At 44.6% G+C, this 17834-nt stretch carries 11 protein-coding genes; 8 read left to right on the plus strand and 3 right to left on the minus strand.

From position 1 onward, the window contains the following. The 5 genes from truB to ACMXYR_RS01845 all read left to right on the plus strand — a co-directional run bounded on the left by truB (nt 1) and on the right by ACMXYR_RS01845 (nt 4969). The gene (gene truB, locus ACMXYR_RS01825; protein WP_415883312.1) at nt 1-975 is read left to right on the plus strand and encodes a tRNA pseudouridine(55) synthase TruB; all 975 of its coding nucleotides are present in this window, start codon (nt 1-3) and stop codon (nt 973-975) included. 122 nt (nt 976-1097) lie between these two features. Continuing rightward, nucleotides 1098-1367 (plus strand): 30S ribosomal protein S15, encoded by a 270-nt coding sequence (gene rpsO, locus ACMXYR_RS01830; protein WP_415883313.1) that lies wholly within the window; start codon nt 1098-1100, stop codon nt 1365-1367. A gap of 195 nt (nt 1368-1562) precedes the next feature. Then, nucleotides 1563-3668, plus strand: a complete 2106-nt coding sequence (gene pnp, locus ACMXYR_RS01835; protein ID WP_415883314.1) for a polyribonucleotide nucleotidyltransferase — start codon at nt 1563-1565, stop codon at nt 3666-3668. 237 nt (nt 3669-3905) lie between these two features. Next, the gene (gene msrA / locus ACMXYR_RS01840) at nt 3906-4406 is read left to right on the plus strand and encodes a peptide-methionine (S)-S-oxide reductase MsrA (RefSeq protein ID WP_415902678.1); all 501 of its coding nucleotides are present in this window, start codon (nt 3906-3908) and stop codon (nt 4404-4406) included. Between the two features lie 206 nt (nt 4407-4612). Beyond that, nucleotides 4613-4969, plus strand: a complete 357-nt coding sequence (locus ACMXYR_RS01845) for a DUF3127 domain-containing protein (RefSeq protein ID WP_415890114.1) — start codon at nt 4613-4615, stop codon at nt 4967-4969. A 156-nt stretch (nt 4970-5125) separates the two neighbouring features. Here ACMXYR_RS01845 and ACMXYR_RS01850 read toward each other — a convergent pair whose 3' ends face one another. After that, nucleotides 5126-7921, minus strand: coding sequence for a bifunctional aconitate hydratase 2/2-methylisocitrate dehydratase (locus tag ACMXYR_RS01850; protein ID WP_415902679.1), 2796 nt, complete (start codon nt 7919-7921; stop codon nt 5126-5128). A gap of 1018 nt (nt 7922-8939) precedes the next feature. On the opposite strand from ACMXYR_RS01850, the gene acnA reads away from it, so the two are divergent. Beyond that, entirely contained in the window at nt 8940-11657 is a 2718-nt protein-coding gene (gene acnA, locus ACMXYR_RS01855; RefSeq protein WP_415902680.1) for an aconitate hydratase AcnA, read from the plus strand. A 404-nt stretch (nt 11658-12061) separates the two neighbouring features. After that, nucleotides 12062-14260, plus strand: a complete 2199-nt coding sequence (locus tag ACMXYR_RS01860; protein WP_415902681.1) for a bacteriohemerythrin — start codon at nt 12062-12064, stop codon at nt 14258-14260. Between the two features lie 65 nt (nt 14261-14325). Here the strand turns inward: ACMXYR_RS01860 and ACMXYR_RS01865 are convergent, their stop codons facing one another. Continuing rightward, entirely contained in the window at nt 14326-15132 is an 807-nt protein-coding gene (locus ACMXYR_RS01865; RefSeq protein WP_415902682.1) for a class I SAM-dependent methyltransferase, read from the minus strand. Between the two features lie 211 nt (nt 15133-15343). After that, complete coding sequence (locus ACMXYR_RS01870; protein ID WP_415902683.1) at nt 15344-16744, minus strand: PLP-dependent aminotransferase family protein; 1401 nt, start codon at nt 16742-16744, stop codon at nt 15344-15346. 145 nt (nt 16745-16889) lie between these two features. Between ACMXYR_RS01870 and ACMXYR_RS01875 the strand changes: the two genes are divergently transcribed. Beyond that, complete coding sequence (locus ACMXYR_RS01875; RefSeq protein WP_415902684.1) at nt 16890-17765, plus strand: DMT family transporter; 876 nt, start codon at nt 16890-16892, stop codon at nt 17763-17765. The last annotated feature ends 69 nt before the right edge of the window (nt 17766-17834 follow it).

Here is a 17834-nt window from a genome sequence, read left to right on the forward strand (position 1 = left end):
GTGGGCCGTCGTAGAAAATCCCGAGGCCGGGCGGTCGACGGTGTATTCTTGTTGAATAAACCGTCCGGTATCTCTTCTAATTCCGCTCTACAGCAAGTTCGACGCATTTATGATGCGGCCAAAGCCGGTCATACAGGTGCCTTGGATCCACTTGCCACTGGTATGCTACCGATTTGTTTAGGTGAAGCGACTAAGTTCTCTCAGCACCTGCTCGATTCTGATAAACGCTATATCACAACAGCTAAGCTTGGTATTCGTACAGATTCTAGTGATGCTGATGGCGCTGTCGTCGAAGAAAAACCTGTTCCAACAGATCTGACTGAAGACAAGATAGATACTATTTTGCAGTCAGAGTTTAGCGGTGAAATAGAACAAGTTCCTTCGATGTTTTCAGCGTTGAAACACCAAGGGCAGCCGCTTTATAAGTTGGCTCGAAAGGGTATTCAGGTCGAAGTAAAGCCGCGTAAAGTAACGATCCATGAGATCAAATTAACGGCTTTGCGAGATGATGAAATTGATCTAGAAGTCTTTTGTTCGAAAGGGACTTATATCCGTTCAATTGTCGAAGATCTCGGCCATATCCTGGGTTGTGGTGCGCATGTCAAAATGCTCCATAGACTGGATGTGGGTGCATTCACGGCTGACCGAATGATGAGTTTGGATGAGCTGCGCGATTTAGTGCCCGAAAACAGTGCTGAAGAAGAGCAAAAAGGCATACAAATCGAGCTGGATAAGCTATTATTGCCAGCCTGGGCTGCTGTAGATGATCTACCGGCAGTTCGATTAGATGATCAGCAAACCAGTTTGATTATGCATGGCCAATCAGTCCCTAATGCTGATTATGCAGAAGGTAGCTTGGTTCGTTTGTTTGGTACATCACTTGATAGCGATGCAGAGCGTTTCTTGGGCGTTGCCGAAGTAGTCGAGCAACAGCTAAAACCTAAACGCCTTATTTGCACTGAGGCTGATCAATAAAGATTTTATTTGGTTCTCGTAAGAGGGCCGATGTGGCGTTGTACTGAAAATATGCTCGGTGCATCGTTTCTTTTTAATCCGGCGATCTTAAGATCGTGTGCATATTTTTTAGGAGTATGAAAATGGCATTAACTGCTGAGAAAAAAGCGGCAATCGTTGCAGATTTCGCTCGCGCTGAAGGCGACACTGGTTCCCCAGAAGTTCAGGTAGCTCTACTATCTGCTAACATCGAAGGTCTACAAGGTCACTTCAAAGCGAACAAACACGACCACCACTCTCGCCGTGGTCTGATCCGCATGGTTAACCAGCGTCGTAAGCTGCTGGACTACCTAAAAGGTAAAGATGCTGATCGTTACCTTGAGCTGATCAAGCGTCTAGGTCTGCGTCGCTAAGTTAGTGTGAATTCTCTGGGGCCATACAATGTATGGCCCCGGTTTTATCTGGGGTAAGAAAAGGTAACTATTTCATCCCGCCCGTACTCAAATGCGCTTTCAGAACTATCGAGAGCTTATTTGAGTACTGGCAAGACAGAAGGCATGAAAGTTATCAGCATACTGCCCCGCCAAATTATTTAAAGGAAAATTATTGTGTTCCAAGTAGCTACTAAAACATTCCAGTTTGGTGGTCAGGAAGTAACTATCGAAACTGGCCGCGTTGCGCGTCAGGCGACAGGTTCTGTCCTGGTTAAAATGGGTGGTAACGAAGTACTTTGTACAGTTGTTGGCGCTAAAGAAGCAAAAGAAGGTCAGGGTTTCTTCCCTCTTTCTGTTCACTACCAAGAGAAATACTACGCTGTAGGCCGTATCCCTGGTGGTTTCTTTAAGCGTGAAGCACGTCCATCTGAAAAAGAGACGCTTACTTCTCGTCTTATCGACCGTCCAATTCGTCCACTGTTCCCGAAAGGTTACATGAACGAAGTTCAGGTTGTTTGTACTGTAATGTCTGCTGATAAAGTAAACGATCCAGATATCGCAGCGATGATCGGTACGTCTGCAGCACTAGCGATCTCTGGAATCCCATTCCAAGGCCCAATCGGTGCAGCACGTGTTGGCTTCACTGAAGAAGATGGTTACATCTTAAACCCATCTTATGAGCAGCTTGAAACATCTGAGCTGGACATGGTTGTTGCTGGTACATCTGATGCTGTACTAATGGTTGAATCTGAAGCGCAAGAGCTTTCAGAAGACGAAATGCTTGGTGCGGTTCTATTCGCTCACCAAGAGATGCAAGCAGTTGTTAACGCTGTTAACGAACTCAAAGCTGAAGCAGGTAAAGAAGCTTGGGTTTGGACTGCGCCTGAAAAAGATCAAGATCTAATCGCTAAAGTACGTGCTGAAGTAGGCGAAGGCATCACAGCTGCTTACCAAGTTGCTGATAAAATGCAGCGTCAAAACGCACTGGCTGAGCTTCGCGCTCAAGCGGTTGAAAATCTAGCGGGCGAAGAAGAAGGTCAGCCTTCTGCTGGTGATGTATCTGGCATCGTGAGCTCCCTAGAGAAAGAGATCGTTCGTGGCCGTATTGTTGCAGGTGAGCCTCGTATCGATGGCCGTGATAACAAGACTGTTCGTGGTATCGATGTTCAGATCGACGTACTACAGGGTACTCACGGTTCTGCGCTATTCACTCGTGGTGAAACGCAGTCTATCGCGACTTGTACACTAGGTACTGCACGTGATCAGCAGATCATCGATGCGATCGAAGGTGAACGTAAAGATCCATTCATGTTGCACTACAACTTCCCTCCATACTCTGTAGGTGAATGTGGTCGTATGATGGGTGCTGGTCGTCGTGAAATTGGTCACGGTCGTCTAGCGCGTCGTGGTGTTGCTGCAGTTCTTCCAACTCAAGAAGAGTTCCCATACACAATCCGTATCGTATCTGAGATCACTGAATCTAATGGTTCTAGCTCCATGGCTTCTGTATGTGGCGCGTCTCTATCTATGATGGATGCAGGTGTACCACTTAAAGCACCAGTTGCGGGTATCGCAATGGGTCTTGTTAAAGAAGAGAACGGCTTTGCTGTCCTAACTGACATCTTGGGTGACGAAGATCACCTAGGTGACATGGACTTTAAAGTAGCGGGTACTGAAACAGGTATCACTGCACTTCAGATGGATATCAAGATCACTGGTATCACTGAAGAGATCATGGACATTGCGCTTGAGCAAGCATACGAAGCACGTGTTCACATCTTGAAAGAGATGGCTAAAGTTATCGGTTACGCTCGTCCAGAGCTTCCAGATAACGCTCCTGCGTTGACTCAATTGAAGATCAACCCAGAGAAAATTCGTGACGTTATCGGTAAAGGTGGTGCAACTATTCGTGCACTTACTGAAGAGACTGGCGCATCTATCGACATCGAAGACGATGGTACAGTTCGTGTATATGCAGCAGACAAAGCAGCTGCTAAAGCGGCTACTGATAAGATCATCGAAATCACTGCTGAAGCAGAGATTGGTCAGGTTTACGAAGGTAAGGTTGTACGTATCGAAGACTTTGGTGCGTTCGTTAACATCCTACCGGGTAAAGATGGTCTAGTTCACATTTCTCAGATCGATAACAAGCGTGTTGAGAAAGTAACTGACTACATCCAGATGGATCAGATGGTTAAGGTTAAAGTACTGGACGTAGACCAGCGCGGCCGTATCAAACTGTCTATGAAAGACCTGCTTGCTGATGATGCAGTAAGCTAAGTTTCTTTAAGTAGATAGTGGCGAAAGTACTTCACTACTAGTCGCTATAGATTGAAAAAAACCGCCGATTTATCGGCGGTTTTTTTTATGTGTGTGATAAACCTTAAGCGTCAAACCGGTGTACAAGTTTCAGGTCATTTGTTGACCAAAGCGCTTGAGCTGTGGGAACTTTCTAGCAAGTGCTATAACAAAGATATACAGGTCTATTGCTAGCTTTTTAAATTGGAGGATATCTGAATGAGTGAACAACGCGCAGTTCTTGCTGGTGGATGCTTCTGGGGTATGCAGGATCTAATTCGTAAATTACCGGGCGTTATAGCGACTCGTGTAGGCTATACCGGTGGTGATGTGCTTAATGCTACTTACCGTAATCATGGTACTCATGCTGAGGGGATTGAGATCTTATTTAATTCAGAATTGATTTCTTACCGAACCTTATTGGAGTTTTTCTTCCAGATTCATGACCCTACAACACCTAATAGGCAGGGTAATGACCGTGGTACATCCTACCGCTCTGCGATCTACTTTCTAGATGATGCTCAAAAACAAACTGCGCTAGATACAATCGCTGATGTTGAAGCCAGCGGGTTGTGGCCAGGTAAGGTGGTAACTGAAGTCGAAGCTGCTAGCGATTTTTGGGTGGCAGAATCGGAGCATCAGGATTATCTTGAGCGCTATCCTGGTGGATATACCTGCCACTTTCCACGACCGGACTGGGTGTTGCCTAAGCGGTCGTAAGTTTTGAGTGGCTAGAGCGCTATCGCTTATAGAAGCTAGTAGTTAGTCGCTAGATTTTAGGAGCCTTAATTAGAATGAGGATTGTATAGATACTTTGCTAATAAGGTGAATGCTTGTGCGGCTTTATGCTCTAACGAAGACTTCTTTTTTCATTTTTGATTTAATGGGGTTAATTTTGAAATTTCAGATATTTTTGGAAAGCATTCATGAGTTACGAGCTAACGGGCAAAATTAAACTGATCCAAGATCCGCAAACTTTCAATAGTGGCTTCACGAAGCGAGAAATGGTCGTGACAGTTGATGACGGTAAATACCCTCAAGAGATCAACTTAGAGTTTGTGCAAGATAAGGTTAGTCTGCTTGAATCGTTGCAGATTGGACAGGAAGTTACAGTAAGCTTTGATATTCGTGGTCGAGAGTATAACGGTCGTTATTACAACAACCTTGTTGGCTGGAAGATTCAGTCAGCGTCATCCCCGGAAGCTTCTGAGCAAGAGTACTTTAACTCCAATGCAGCGCCCGCACCTCAGCCTGCTGACTTTGACGACGATATTCCTTTCTAAATAAATATAAGTGGCTTACAGGTCGATATAGAAAAGAGTAGGGTGATAGTGCTAGCTGTTGCCTGACACAGTTTTCTAGCCACTAGCTTCAGTTTCTAGTAAAAACAAAAAAGCCCCGATAATTCGGGGCTTTTTATTACTTACGTTATCTAGTGATTAGATACGTGCAGCTGGGATAGCCTTAGGTGCTACGCTCAAGTCTTCGCTTGGTGGAGCGAAAGACGTTAGGTGGATACCTTCAACGGCTTCTTTGTACTCTTCCAACGTTGGGAAACGACCCAAGATAGTAGAAAGAACAACCATTGGAGTAGAGCCTAGTAGAGATTCACCTTTCTTCTCAGCAGAGTCTTCTACAACACGGCCTTGGAATAGACGAGTAGAGGTTGCTAGTACAGTGTCACCAGCTTCTGCTTTCTCTTGGTTACCCATACATAGGTTACAGCCTGGGCGTTCTAGGTACAGAATGTTCTCGTACTTAGTACGCGCTTCTTCTTTCGGATGCTCATCATCGAAAGTGAAGCCAGCGTATTTAGATAGAATATCCCAATCGCCTTCAGCTTTTAGCTCGTCAACGATGTTGTAAGTTGGCGGAGCAACAACTAGAGGTGCGTTGAACGTGATAGGACCGTTCTTCTCTAGGTTGCGTAGCATTGCAGCGATGATCTGCATGTCGCCTTTGTGAACCATACAAGAACCAACGAAGCCTAGGTTAACTTCACGGCCTTCGTAGAAAGAAGTTGGACGGATAACATCGTGAGTGTAACGCTTAGAAACGTCTTCGTTGTTAACGTCTGGGTCAGCAATCATTGGCTCGTCGATCTGATCCAGATCTACAACTAGCTCAGCGAAGTACTTAGCATTGTCATCAGGAGCAAGTGCTGGTTCTTCACCAGACTTGATGCCTGCAATACGCTTGTCAGCTAGGTCGATAAGACCTTGTAGCATGCCCGCTTCGTTTTCCATACCTTTGTCGATCATGATCTGGATACGAGACTTAGCTAGCTCTAGAGACTGAATTAGCGTTTCGTCAGTAGAGATACAGATAGAAGCTTTCGCTTTCATTTCTGCAGTCCAGTCAGTGAACGTGAACGCTTGGTCAGCAAGTAGAGTACCGATCTGTACTTCGATTACGCGACCTTGGAAAACGTTTTCGCCAGCGAACTTCTTAAGCATCTGCTGCTGAGTAGCGTGTACGATGTCACGGAAGTCCATGTGAGGCTTCATAGCACCTTTGAAGGTAACTTTTACAGACTCAGGGATTGGCATTGCTGATTCACCAGTTGCCAATGCGATCGCAACAGTACCGGAGTCAGCACCGAATGCTACACCCTTAGACATACGTGTATGAGAGTCACCACCAATGATGATTGCACGATCATCAACAGTGATGTCGTTCAATACTTTGTGGATTACGTCAGTCATTGAGTGGTAAACGCCTTTCGGGTCACGTGCAGTGATTACGCCGAATGCGTTCATGAATGCCATTAGCTTAGGCGTGTTAGCCTTAGCTTTGTTATCCCATACAGATGCAGTGTGACAGCCAGATTGGAAAGCACCGTCAACGCTTGTAGAGATAGTAGAAGCAGCCATTGCTTCAAGTTCCTGACAAGTCATAGGACCAGTAGTGTCCTGAGAACCTACGATGTTCACTTTAACGCGAACGTCAGAACCAGTGTGTAGAGGAGTCTTAGAAGTCACGCCTACAGCATTGCGGTTGAAGATTTTTTCAACAGCAGTTAGGCCTTGGCCTTCGTGAGAGATCTCTTTAGATTGAGCGTAAACAGCAGGAGCTTCAACGCCAAGAGTTTCAGCAGCGAACGTTTGTAGTTTCTTACCGAAAGTTACCGCGTAAGAACCACCTGCTTTCATGAATTCCACTTTCTGTGGAGTGAAAGAGTCGGATACGTCTGCTAGCTCTTCGTTACCGTTGTAAAGCTTCTTAGCTTTAGTGTCGATTGTTAGCACTGTACCAGTAGCAACAGAGTATGCTTCTTCTAGTACTGGATCGCCGTTTGCGTCACGAACAACTTCGCCGTTTGCATCAGTTTTCTTAACCCAGTTCTTAAGGTCAAGACCGATACCACCGGTTACACCAACCGTAGTTAGGAAGATAGGTGCGATACCGTTAGTACCTGCAACTACTGGACGGTTGTTGATGAACGGAATGTATGGAGAAGTTTTCTCACCAGCCCATAGTGCAACGTTGTTAACACCAGACATACGAGAAGAACCAACACCCATGGTGCCTTTTTCAGCGATTAGCATCACTTTAGCATCTGGGTTTTGCTTAACCATGTCAGCGATTTCTTGCTGAGCTTCTGGAGTGATCATGCACTTACCGTGCAATTCACGGTCTGCACGTGAGTGAGACTGGTTACCAGGAGAAAGAAGGTCAGTAGAGATATCGCCTTCTGCAGCAATGTAAGTGATAACTTTGATTGTCTCAGGGATATCGTCAAGCTTAGTGAAGAACTCTGCTTTAGAGTAGCTTTCTAGGATATCTTTAGCGATTGCGTTGCCCGCTTTGAAAGCGTCCGCTAGACGAGCTGTGTCAGCGTCGTATAGGAATACTTGAGACTTAAGAACTTCGCCAGCTGCAGCAGCTTGTGCGTCGTCAGAAAGTGCGATGTCTAGTAGTGCTTCTACAGAAGGACCACCTTTCATGTGAGACAGTTGCTCAAGAGCGAACTCTGGAGAGATCTCAGCAACAGTTTCTTTACCTAGAGCGATGTCTTTTAGGAAAGCCGCTTTAACACCAGCCGCTGGCGTAGTACCAGGTAGCGTGTTATAGATGAAGAAGTTTAGAGAAGCTTCGCGCTCTGCATTACCAGTGTCTTTGATCTGGGCAATGATTTCAGATAGCAATTCAGCGCTATCGATTGGTTTTGGGTTTAGACCCAGGTCCTTTTTACGAACCTCAATTTCTTCTAGGTAGTCAGAATAGTAGCTCATGGCGTCCAACGTCTCACTTAAATCTAGTTATGATTTGTGCGCAGATTATAAAAAAAAACAGGCAAACAGCTCAATCAAAACTATTTAAATGAGGCTAATAGTCGCTATAAATTTAAAAAATAGTACTTAAATCAAGGCTTTTAAAGAGGGTATACATTGGTTGTAGGTATCTATTTTTATTATAAAAAATGGCAGATTTTGCCTTTATTGAAAATAGTAATCATTTAAATTAGGTCTAATTGTTTCTTAATTGGAAATAATAATCATTTTATAGGGAGCTGTTTGATTAGGCTTTATTTGATGTGCCCGTTTTTGGTGCAAAGCCCGTCAGTCCGTGGTTTCGTTAGTACAGTCATCTATGGGTGCTCAAACGGAATTAATCTGTTCCGCTTCTATATACGTAGTTTGATTACTGTCTTCATTATCTAATTTAGGTAACCATAAGTTGGGTTAACTATCCGCTTTTGCCTCAGGGGAGGATTTCTTCAGGGAAGTTTTTACCCGCTGTTGTATCCAAATTAACTAAAGACGTTGTTTATCTAAGCTAATTTTTAGTTTCTAAATTAAGGCTGTTGATAGTGTTAAGCGCTTCTAACACTCTCAGCGCATTATCGATCTATATTTTAGAAATAGCTTCTTTATTGATCCCATAATCCAGTTCCGAGCTCTACCTTTATACTGTGAGCTAGATTCAGATTTCTTCTGAACTGTTCAAAAAAAAACCGTTTTTACTAGCAAATAGTCTTAGATTGTATGTAATTTATGCAATTTGATGCCCGAATTACTTGCTTTGAGTCGGTTATTGTCTAATATTGTCGACAATCTTAATAAAGTAATAATTTGTGTTGCAGAAAATATCGGTACGACGGCCGATAAATCTAGGATGTTCTGCAATAGCGGTTCGTGTGACGTCTGAAAATGTAACCAACAAGGAAATCGAGCAGTTCTAGTGAACGATAACTCGTAAAAATAAAGGTTATGGTTTTCAGCCGCGTCCTATCTGCGTGAGGTATAAAAAATGACAAGCCCGACCCATTTCGATCCATCTAGCTCTGTGAGAACACTCTCAGGTACAGAGCACAGCTACCATAGTCTTCCAGATACCGCAGAACAGTTCGGTATCGACCTTGATGCATTACCATTTTCACTGCGTCCTATCTTGGAAGGCATTGCTCGAAATGTTGGCCACAATGGCGTAACCGCTGAGCAGGTTCAGGCGCTTGGAAGTTGGACAGAGCACCAAGGTACAAAGCCGATCGAAATTCCTTTCACCGCGGGTCGGGTCATCATGCACGATTTGAGTGGTACGCCAGCGATTGTTGATTTTGCTGCGATGCGCTCAGCGGTTCAGCGTATGGGCTTAGATCCGGCAATCATTGAGCCTCTTGTACGAGCAGATCTTGTTATCGACCATACGGTAACAATGGACAATACGGGCAGCCCGGCTTCACTAAAAATCAATGGTGAACTAGAAGCAGAGCGCAACAAAGAGCGTTATGCCTTCTTGAAATGGGGTGCGCAAGCATTCGACACGATCCGAATTATTCCACCACAAACCGGTATTGTGCATCAGGTTAATCTAGAGTATCTAGCTCAGGGTTATCTCGATATTAATGGGCTAATGGCACCAGATACCCTTATTGGTATGGATAGTCATACGCCAATGGCGAACGCGCTAGGTATTGTTGGCTGGGGTGTTGGTGGTATTGAAGCGGGTGCTTCTATGCTGGGGCAACCTATGCAGATGTTGGCACCTGAAGTAGTCGGCGTTGAGCTAACAGGCGCACTGCGTGAAGGTGTTACTGCAACAGACCTAGTACTAACCATCACCGAGATGCTGCGTAAATACCCAGCGGGTGTGGTGGGTAAGTTTGTTGAATACGTAGGTGATGGTTGTGCCAACCTTTCTTTGCCAGATCGTGCAACGATTGCAAACATGTCACCAGAATATGGCGCAACCATGGGCTTCTTCCCGTTTGATGAAGTATCTGCTGAGTATATGAGAGCAACAGGTAGGGATGGTGATCTACCACTTGCATACTACACAGCTCAGAATATGGCTTGGAAATCAGGTCAGGCATTGCCCCGTTATACCGACCTTCTGAAACTTGATCTATCTACCGTTGAGCCGTCTGTTGCGGGTCCAAAACGACCTCAAGATAGATTGCCGCTAGCTGAGATTGGTAAGGTGTTCCAAAAAGCCGCTGCTGAAGGGGACCGTAATCCTGAAGTTGTTAAAGTAACGCCGATGAAAGCAGACGAAGCGGGTATTTTTGCGCCGCTGCCTGAGCGTGAGTTAAAAGACGGCGATATTGTGATTGCTGCGATTACAGCCTGCACCAACACCTCTAACCCGGGTTTATTGATTGCAGCGGGTCTGCTCGCTAAGAAAGCCAATGAACTCGGTATGAAAGTACCTGATGGTGTTAAAACGTCTTTGGCTCCGGGGTCACCGGTTGCTACCGACTTCCTAACCAAAGCTGGACTACAACAACACTTGGATGCATTGGGTTTTAATACTGCGGGTTACGGCTGTACTACCTGTGTGGGTAACTCCGGTCCTCTAGCACCAAGCATCGAAGAAGCGCTGCAGAACCACGATATTATTGCTGCATCCGTTTTATCGGGTAACCGTAACTTTGAAGGTCGTGTGCACCCAGATGTTGATACCAACTTCCTAATGTCTCCTCCGCTGGTGGTTGCTATGGCGATGGCTGGCAATGTGAATATTGATGTTACGACACAGCCAATTAGTCAGGATGCCAATGGTAACGATGTTTACCTTAAGGATATCTGGCCGAGCAACGCTGAAATCAGCCAGACCATGCTTGAATGCATGGACCCGAAAGCGTTCCGCGAAACCTACGAAAACTCTTTGGATGGCCCTGCTACATGGCAGAACCTAGAATCTCCAACCGGTCCTGTGTATGACTGGGCTGCAGACTCTACGTATATCCAAGAGATATCTTTCTTTGATGGTTTTTCTCTGGAAACTCCTGAAGATGCACTAAACAATATTTCGGGTGCACGTATGTTGGTGATGTGTGATGACAACACAACCACCGATCATATTTCCCCAGTAAGCAGAATTCGTCCAGATTCACCTCCAGGTGAATACCTAAGCTCACAAGGCGTTGCAGACGAAGATATGACATCTTTGGGTGCGCGTCGTGGTAACCACCATGTCATGTTGCGTAGTATTTTTGGTAACGTAAAAGCACGAAACTTGTTGCTTCCAGGTACTACTGGCGCAGTAACGAACTATTACTCGTCTAATGCAGCTCCAGCACAAATGTCTATCTATGATGCGGCTGAGTGCTACCGTAATGAAGGTACATCTACAGTTGTATTTGGTGGCAAGCTTTATGGCACAGGCTCATCACGAGACTGGGCTGCAAAAGGTCCCGCACTGCTAGGTGTTAAAGCGATTATCGCTGAAAGCTTTGAGCGTATTCACAAATCCAATTTGGTGGGTATGGGTGTATTACCGCTGCAACTTCCTGAAGGTGTGACACGTGCATCACTAAACCTGGATGGCACAGAAACCTTCGACCTGAGTGGTATCGATACTCTGGAACCACGCGGTACAGTCGGCCTGACTATTAACCGAGCAGACGGCTCATCACAGCAGTTAGAGCTGACCTCTCGTGTTGATACGTCTTCTGAGCTGGATCAGATTCGCCACAAAGGTATTTTGCCGATGGTATTACGCGATATCATCGCTGCAAACGCATAACATCAACGTTCCTTTCTAGGAATTAAAAACCGCCGCTTATCGGCGGTTTTTTTATGTCAGTGAAAAGCTCGAACTGTCTTTTATCCAAGTTTTATGTGGATAACTACGTTAATAGGTTGAGAGTGGATGGCTGTAGGTCAATAAATACAGGGGGTATGGAGATTTGCTCACAATCTGACAGTTTGATTAATAATGATGAGCTGAAGTTTATTCACAGGACAATTTTTCATCTTAAACCACAATTTATCTGGTGGTATTAATGCCAAGGCGTAATGGTTTTCTGGCGTGTATTTATTATCATTACTCGAATAACGGCCTGTGCTTGCGCATTAAGGTAAATAGATAAGGCAGAGGATGTCTTGGGGCTGTGACTGACTTATCTTATTTATAGAGCGATTTGCGGTATGGCTGGTTTCGAGTGGAATCAGGGTTTAAGTGTAGGTGTGGAAGAAATTGATAATGACCATAAGCGGTTGTTGGCAATTATTTCTGACCTCGCTAACGCCATTGAAGAGAATCATGAAAAAGAGATCATAGGCCAAGTTTTCACGAAGTTGGAAGAATATGTCTCTTTGCATTTTCAACGAGAAGAAGCGCTGATTGCTCGCTGTGGTTATCCTGATCTAGATGAGCACATTCAAGGTCATCAATCCTTTATCGATAAAATCCCAGAGCTCAAAGAACAGTTGTTGCATGCTGATTCAGTTGAAGTTGCACGGGATGTCTATCTGTTTCTAGTCGATTGGTTACTGAATCATATTGCTGTAGATGATATGTCTTATCACCAATGTTTGAGTGATAAAGGGGAAACGGATAATAGAAAAAAGCGTAAATCATGGAACTCTAAGATCAGACGCTATATTAGTTCACGTCTTCCTTTGGGCTGGCGAATTTTATTGACTGCCTTGATTCCTGCTATTGGTATGGTTCTTCTAAGTGTAGTTCTGCTTAGTAATAGCATTAACCGCTATCAATCTATGGAGCAGTTATCCCAAGTTAGTTTAATAGCCCATGAAATTAACACACTAAGTCACAGCCTACAGGCGGAAAGAGGGTTAACAACGGGTCATATAGCTTCTGGCTATCAATCGTTTACCCAAGAGATAGAGACTAGTCGCCTAGCAACTGATCAGGCAATTCGTGATTTTATATCCCGTTCACAACAGTTATCAGGTTATGAACTTCCTGAGCAGATGAATACTTTTTTAGTTGCAGCTTCGAACTGGCTAGAAGTGATTGAGCAGCAAAGATTAAAAGTAGATCAACAAGAGCTCTCTATTATTGAGATGCAACATTACTATAGTTCCCTAATTGATTATCTATTGAAGATACCGACAGCCTTTACATTTATGGAAGTGGATGCGGAATTGGAATCACATATTTCAAGTTTTACTTCTGTTATGAACCTTAAAGAAGTGTCTGGGCAGGAACGGGCTTTAGGGGCTTTAGTACTCGCAAATGAACGTTTAGATCATACTGCTTTACATAATCTTATTGGGTTAATGGGTCGACAACAGGGGTTGATCGAGTACTTCAATCAGGTTGCTAGTGTGAGTCAGCAGCAGGCTTATCAAAGGATGGCAGCGAGTGATAGTTTTCAACAAGTTGAGCATTTAGAACAACAGCTTTATTTAGTCTTGCAGACTAAAAACACTGAACATATACAGCTGACAGAGGCTTTATGGTTTTATGCATTGTCCGAAAAAATCGATCTGCTCAAAGCGTTAGCCAATAAGTTGGTAATGGATATCACTGATCGAGCAGATGAGAATGCGGCAGATGCTCAGTTTGAGCTGTTACTGACATCTGCCGTTTTATTGATCGTGATTGCGTTAACTTTATTAGCTTGTTGGATGTTGAACCTCAGTATTATCAAGCCGGTACAGATGCTAAATCGCGCTATGGTTAGGCTTTCTCAAGGTGATCAAGGTTTTATCTTCTCAGATCGGTTCGCAGATGATGAGTTAGGCCGAACAGTATCTGCCTATGAAGGTTGTCGTAGAAGCCTATTACAAGCCGATATTCGCAATAAAGTTCATCAGCAGAAACAGTCAATGGACCTAAAGCACAAAACAATAGAGCATGAGCGATATAGAAGGTTAGCTTCCACTGATTCTCTGACTGGCGCGGTCAACCGTAGAAAATTTAATAAATTAGCAGAGCATGAATTAGAGCGTGTTCAGCGTTATCGAAGACCGCTCTCGTTGTTGATGTTAGATATCGATTACTTTAAACGGGTGAATGATAACTTTGGGCATGCGGCAGGGGATAAGGTTCTACAAGTGTTTTATCAAACCTGTGCTGATACTGCGCGTCAGACCGATATCGTGGCGCGTTTAGGTGGAGAAGAATTTGCCATATTAATGCCTGAGACAGATCAAAAGGCAGCGCGTACAGTGGCTGAGCGTATCCGTCATAATGTCGATTTGCTCAATATTGATGCCGAAGGCCAAAAGATTGAAATTACCGTTAGTATCGGCGTTTCTAGTTGGGAGCAAGGGCGGTTTGAAAAGGTTAATCCTATGCTTAGTGCGGCAGATGAAGCGTTGTATATAGCAAAAGCCCAAGGGCGAAATCAGGTTGTACTTTACTCTGATATTTAATGTCAGGGGGTTCCCCGCTATTGAGCAACAACGGGGCGGGCTATGCGTCTATCGTTTGATAACTCTTACCTTTTAATGAATTTCAGAGTCATACGGTCACTTTCACCGATAGCTTGGTAATGTTCTTTATTAACTTCTTTTAAGCGATAGCTCGGTGGTAAGGACCAGACACCAGCCTTATGATCCTTAGTATCTTTAGGATTGGCGTTGATCTCAGACGTCTCAACGAGTTCAAATCCTAAGCCTTCAATAAATGAAATTAGATAAGCTTCTGGAACGTAGCCATTTTCAGCGCTTTCTTTGTAATGACTGCCTTCTTTAGCACGGTGTTGAACTACGCCGAGAATACCGCCCTTTTTTAGCACGCGATGAAAGGCAGGATAGACCTCTTCTATGCCCCCAAAGCGTATCCAGTTATGGGTATTTCTGAACGTAACCACCATATCTTGAGAGTTATCCGGAACTTCAGATAAATAGGTATTACCTTTCTTAAACACCACGACATCGGCTTTGCCATAAACTGATGGATTGGCTTGTAGCTTAGTCACAAGTTTGTTGTGTAAGCCTTGTAAAAAGTTGTTTGGGTGATCGGCGCCGAAGCTCGCTAAGGTGAGATGACCGTTGTCTTTCAACATCGGCGCAAGGATCTCTGTGTACCAGCCGCCGCCAGGTAATATTTCAAGGATAGTCATATCGGGTTTGATGCCGAAAAAAGAGAGTGTCTCTACAGGGTGGCGATAAACATCACGCGCTATATTCTTTTCGCTGCGGTGTTCTGCAGCAACGGCTTGTTTTATAAATTCACTAGAGGCATGCACAGTATTAATGCTGGCGATGCAGAATATAAACAGTGACATTTTAATGAATTTCATCGTATTCAACCTTCTGTATTGTTTATGGCTGGCTTGAGTCTCTTATATCCCAATGTGCCTAATAATGGCTTTATCCTCAAGTCGTCTCGGTAATAACTTATCCCAATAATCTGTGGATAAGTTCGTTGATAGTCTGAGTGCTACTTGCCGAAAGCCTTAATTTACGTACGTTGGATAGAATTGTTCATCTTTGTAACACTTAGGGAATAGATTAGTACGAAGCGATTAATTTGCCTAACTGTGCAATAGCGTCGACTTGTTCTTTTTGTCGAGTGTAATGGGCAAAACATAAGCGGATATGGTGATTAAAACGCTGGTCTGCACAAAAGAGGTTACCGGGAGAAATACCTATACCTGCCTCAAGCGCTTGTTGAAATAGTTGGTCGCTATTGACCTGTTTAGGCAGTGTAAACCACTGCAAAATACCGCCGCTTGGTTTGATAAAGCAGGTGTTACTGGGCCAATGTTGACGGATATCTTCATCGAGCATCTCGACTCTCTCTTGGTAGCCACGGCTAACTTGTGAGAGATGACGGCGATAACGACGGCCTATCAGTAATTCACTGATGCCTTGTTGCGATATGGCAGAACAGGCGATGCTGGTAACAAATTTTTGGAAGTTAACTTGTTCGTAGTAGCGCCCGGGTAGTACCCAGCCCAGCCTTATATCAGCATCTACTGTCTTAGAAAAAGAGCCACAATGCAGTACTCGTTGATCGGTATCCATCGCTTTAAGCGCTGTCGGTCTTTGTTGATTGAAGCTGAGTTCTGCAAAGACATCATCTTCAATAACCGCTATATCCCACTTGTTGGCAATGGCCATTAAGCGCTGTCGACTTGCTAAATCTAGATTGAAACCCAGCGGGTTATTAAAGCTTGGGTTGGTCAGTACCGCTTTAATTGGCCATTGAGTTAGGGCGGTTTCTAGAGCATCTAAATTAGTCCCTAAAATTGGATCTGAAGGCAGTTCCAATACCTTAAGCCCCAAAGCTTCAATGCACTGTAAGGTGCCGTAGTAGCAGGGTGATTCAACGGCAATGGTATCCCCTATCTGGGCTACAGAACGTAAACAGAGCGATAAAGCTTCCTGAGCGCCATGGGTAATCACAATCTCTTCACTATTACAGCTAAATGCGGTGGCATTCAGGTGATCAGCTAATACGGACAGAAGTTTAGGATCGCCCGGCGGGGTGCTGTAATGGCTGCGGCGTTTTTCACTGGTGTGTGCCCAATGACGAGTATGTTTGGCTTGCTGCTGATAATACCAAGCGACCGTTGGCCATCTGGAATCGGGGTAAGCCGAACCGAGAGCTAAGTGCCCATGTTGATTCGCTGCGCCCAAAACACTGAACGCAGTCGAGCCCAACTTAACTTTTCGCGGTTTGATGGCAGGAACTGAGTTTTTCGGGGAGGAGACAAAGAACCCTAGTCGTGGTTTAGCGGAAATCAGTTGCGACTGCTCTAACTCAGTCAGGCCTTTGATGATGGTATTTTTACTTAACTGATATTGCAGGCTTAAGGCCCGGATAGAGGGCAAGCGGGTGCCGGGCGATAAATCACCGCTTTCGATTCTAGAGCTAAGCTGCTGTACCAACAGTAAATACTTTTTCATGGGTACAGTTTGTATAAATTTACAGACAAGTGCAATTTGAGGCTTTTCTGTACCCTTGAAACTGACCTGTCTGTGTCCCTTTTTTGTTTAGCCTGTTCTCTCTACAGTGGTGCAATCAATTTATACAGTTTGTAGAGAGTCAGTCATGCTGAATAAACAGCAGTGGATAACTTTAGTTCCTTGGGCGTTTGTGGGTATTTGGAGTACCGGTTTTATCGGTGCCAAGTATGCGGTGCCTTATATGGAGCCTTTCAGCGTCCTACTAGTACGTAGTTTGCTGACGATTGTTGTCTTTGCGGGTTTATTAGCATGGCGTAAACCGCAATGGTGTAGCTTGCCGCAAGCAGGTCACCAGCTGGTAGTAGGCTTTCTTGTTCATGCCTGTTACTTAGGCGGTGTTTTTGCAGCAATCGACTGGTCACTTCCAGCTGGGATTACCTCATTGGTGATGGGGTTACAGCCCATATTAACGGCCTTGTTGGCTGTCACCTGGTTACAAGAGCGGCTGTTGAAAACCCAATGGTTAGGTTTAGTTCTGGGTTTAATCGGTGTTGTTATGGTGGTCAGCCAAGGTTATTCACAGGGGAGCTATTTGGCTGGTGGAGATGCATGGGCAGCTGCGGTGATTGCGTTAGTCGCTATATCATTAGGCACTTTGTACCAAAAACGTTTCGGTGTCGGTGTAGATCTGATGGTGGGGGCTTTTTATCAATACGTGGCGATGGCAATTGTGATGGCTATATTGGCCTATGCATTTGATAGCGGTGTGGTGGAATGGAACTGGACCTTAATTGGTGCACTGGCTTGGATGGTATTGGGCTTATCCGTCACTGCAATACTGTTGCTGCTAATTATGATTCGCGAAGGGGAGGCGAGTAAGGTCGCTAGCTATTTTTATCTGGTGCCCCCTTTAACCGCGATAGAGGCGTGGTTCTTGTTTGATGAATCGTTATCGATGCTGGCAATGATAGGGATTGTAGTTGCCGCTCTTGGTGTGTTTTGCGCAGCAAGAAAGATATAAATATAAATTTTTAGCTTCTTTTAGTTATAAGAAGTGTATTTTTTAGTCTTAATTATTAGGTGAACCGAC

Source organism: Neptuniibacter sp. QD29_5 (assembly GCF_047778125.1).
Classification (GTDB): domain Bacteria; phylum Pseudomonadota; class Gammaproteobacteria; order Pseudomonadales; family Balneatricaceae; genus Neptuniibacter.

Bases quoted from the DNA above. Each gene is read 5' to 3' on its own strand.
- msrA (WP_415902678.1), top strand. From the start codon at position 3,906: ATGAGTGAACAACGCGCAGTTCTTGCTGGTGGATGCTTCTGGGGTATG.
- rpsO (WP_415883313.1), top strand. From the start codon at position 1,098: ATGGCATTAACTGCTGAGAAAAAAGCGGCAATCGTTGCAGATTTCGCT.
- acnA (WP_415902680.1), top strand. From the start codon at position 8,940: ATGACAAGCCCGACCCATTTCGATCCATCTAGCTCTGTGAGAACACTC.
- ACMXYR_RS01850 (WP_415902679.1), bottom strand. From the start codon at position 7,921: ATGAGCTACTATTCTGACTACCTAGAAGAAATTGAGGTTCGTAAAAAG.
- ACMXYR_RS01870 (WP_415902683.1), bottom strand. From the start codon at position 16,744: ATGAAAAAGTATTTACTGTTGGTACAGCAGCTTAGCTCTAGAATCGAA.
- ACMXYR_RS01875 (WP_415902684.1), top strand. From the start codon at position 16,890: ATGCTGAATAAACAGCAGTGGATAACTTTAGTTCCTTGGGCGTTTGTG.
- ACMXYR_RS01860 (WP_415902681.1), top strand. From the start codon at position 12,062: ATGGCTGGTTTCGAGTGGAATCAGGGTTTAAGTGTAGGTGTGGAAGAA.
- ACMXYR_RS01845 (WP_415890114.1), top strand. From the start codon at position 4,613: ATGAGTTACGAGCTAACGGGCAAAATTAAACTGATCCAAGATCCGCAA.
- ACMXYR_RS01865 (WP_415902682.1), bottom strand. From the start codon at position 15,132: ATGAAATTCATTAAAATGTCACTGTTTATATTCTGCATCGCCAGCATT.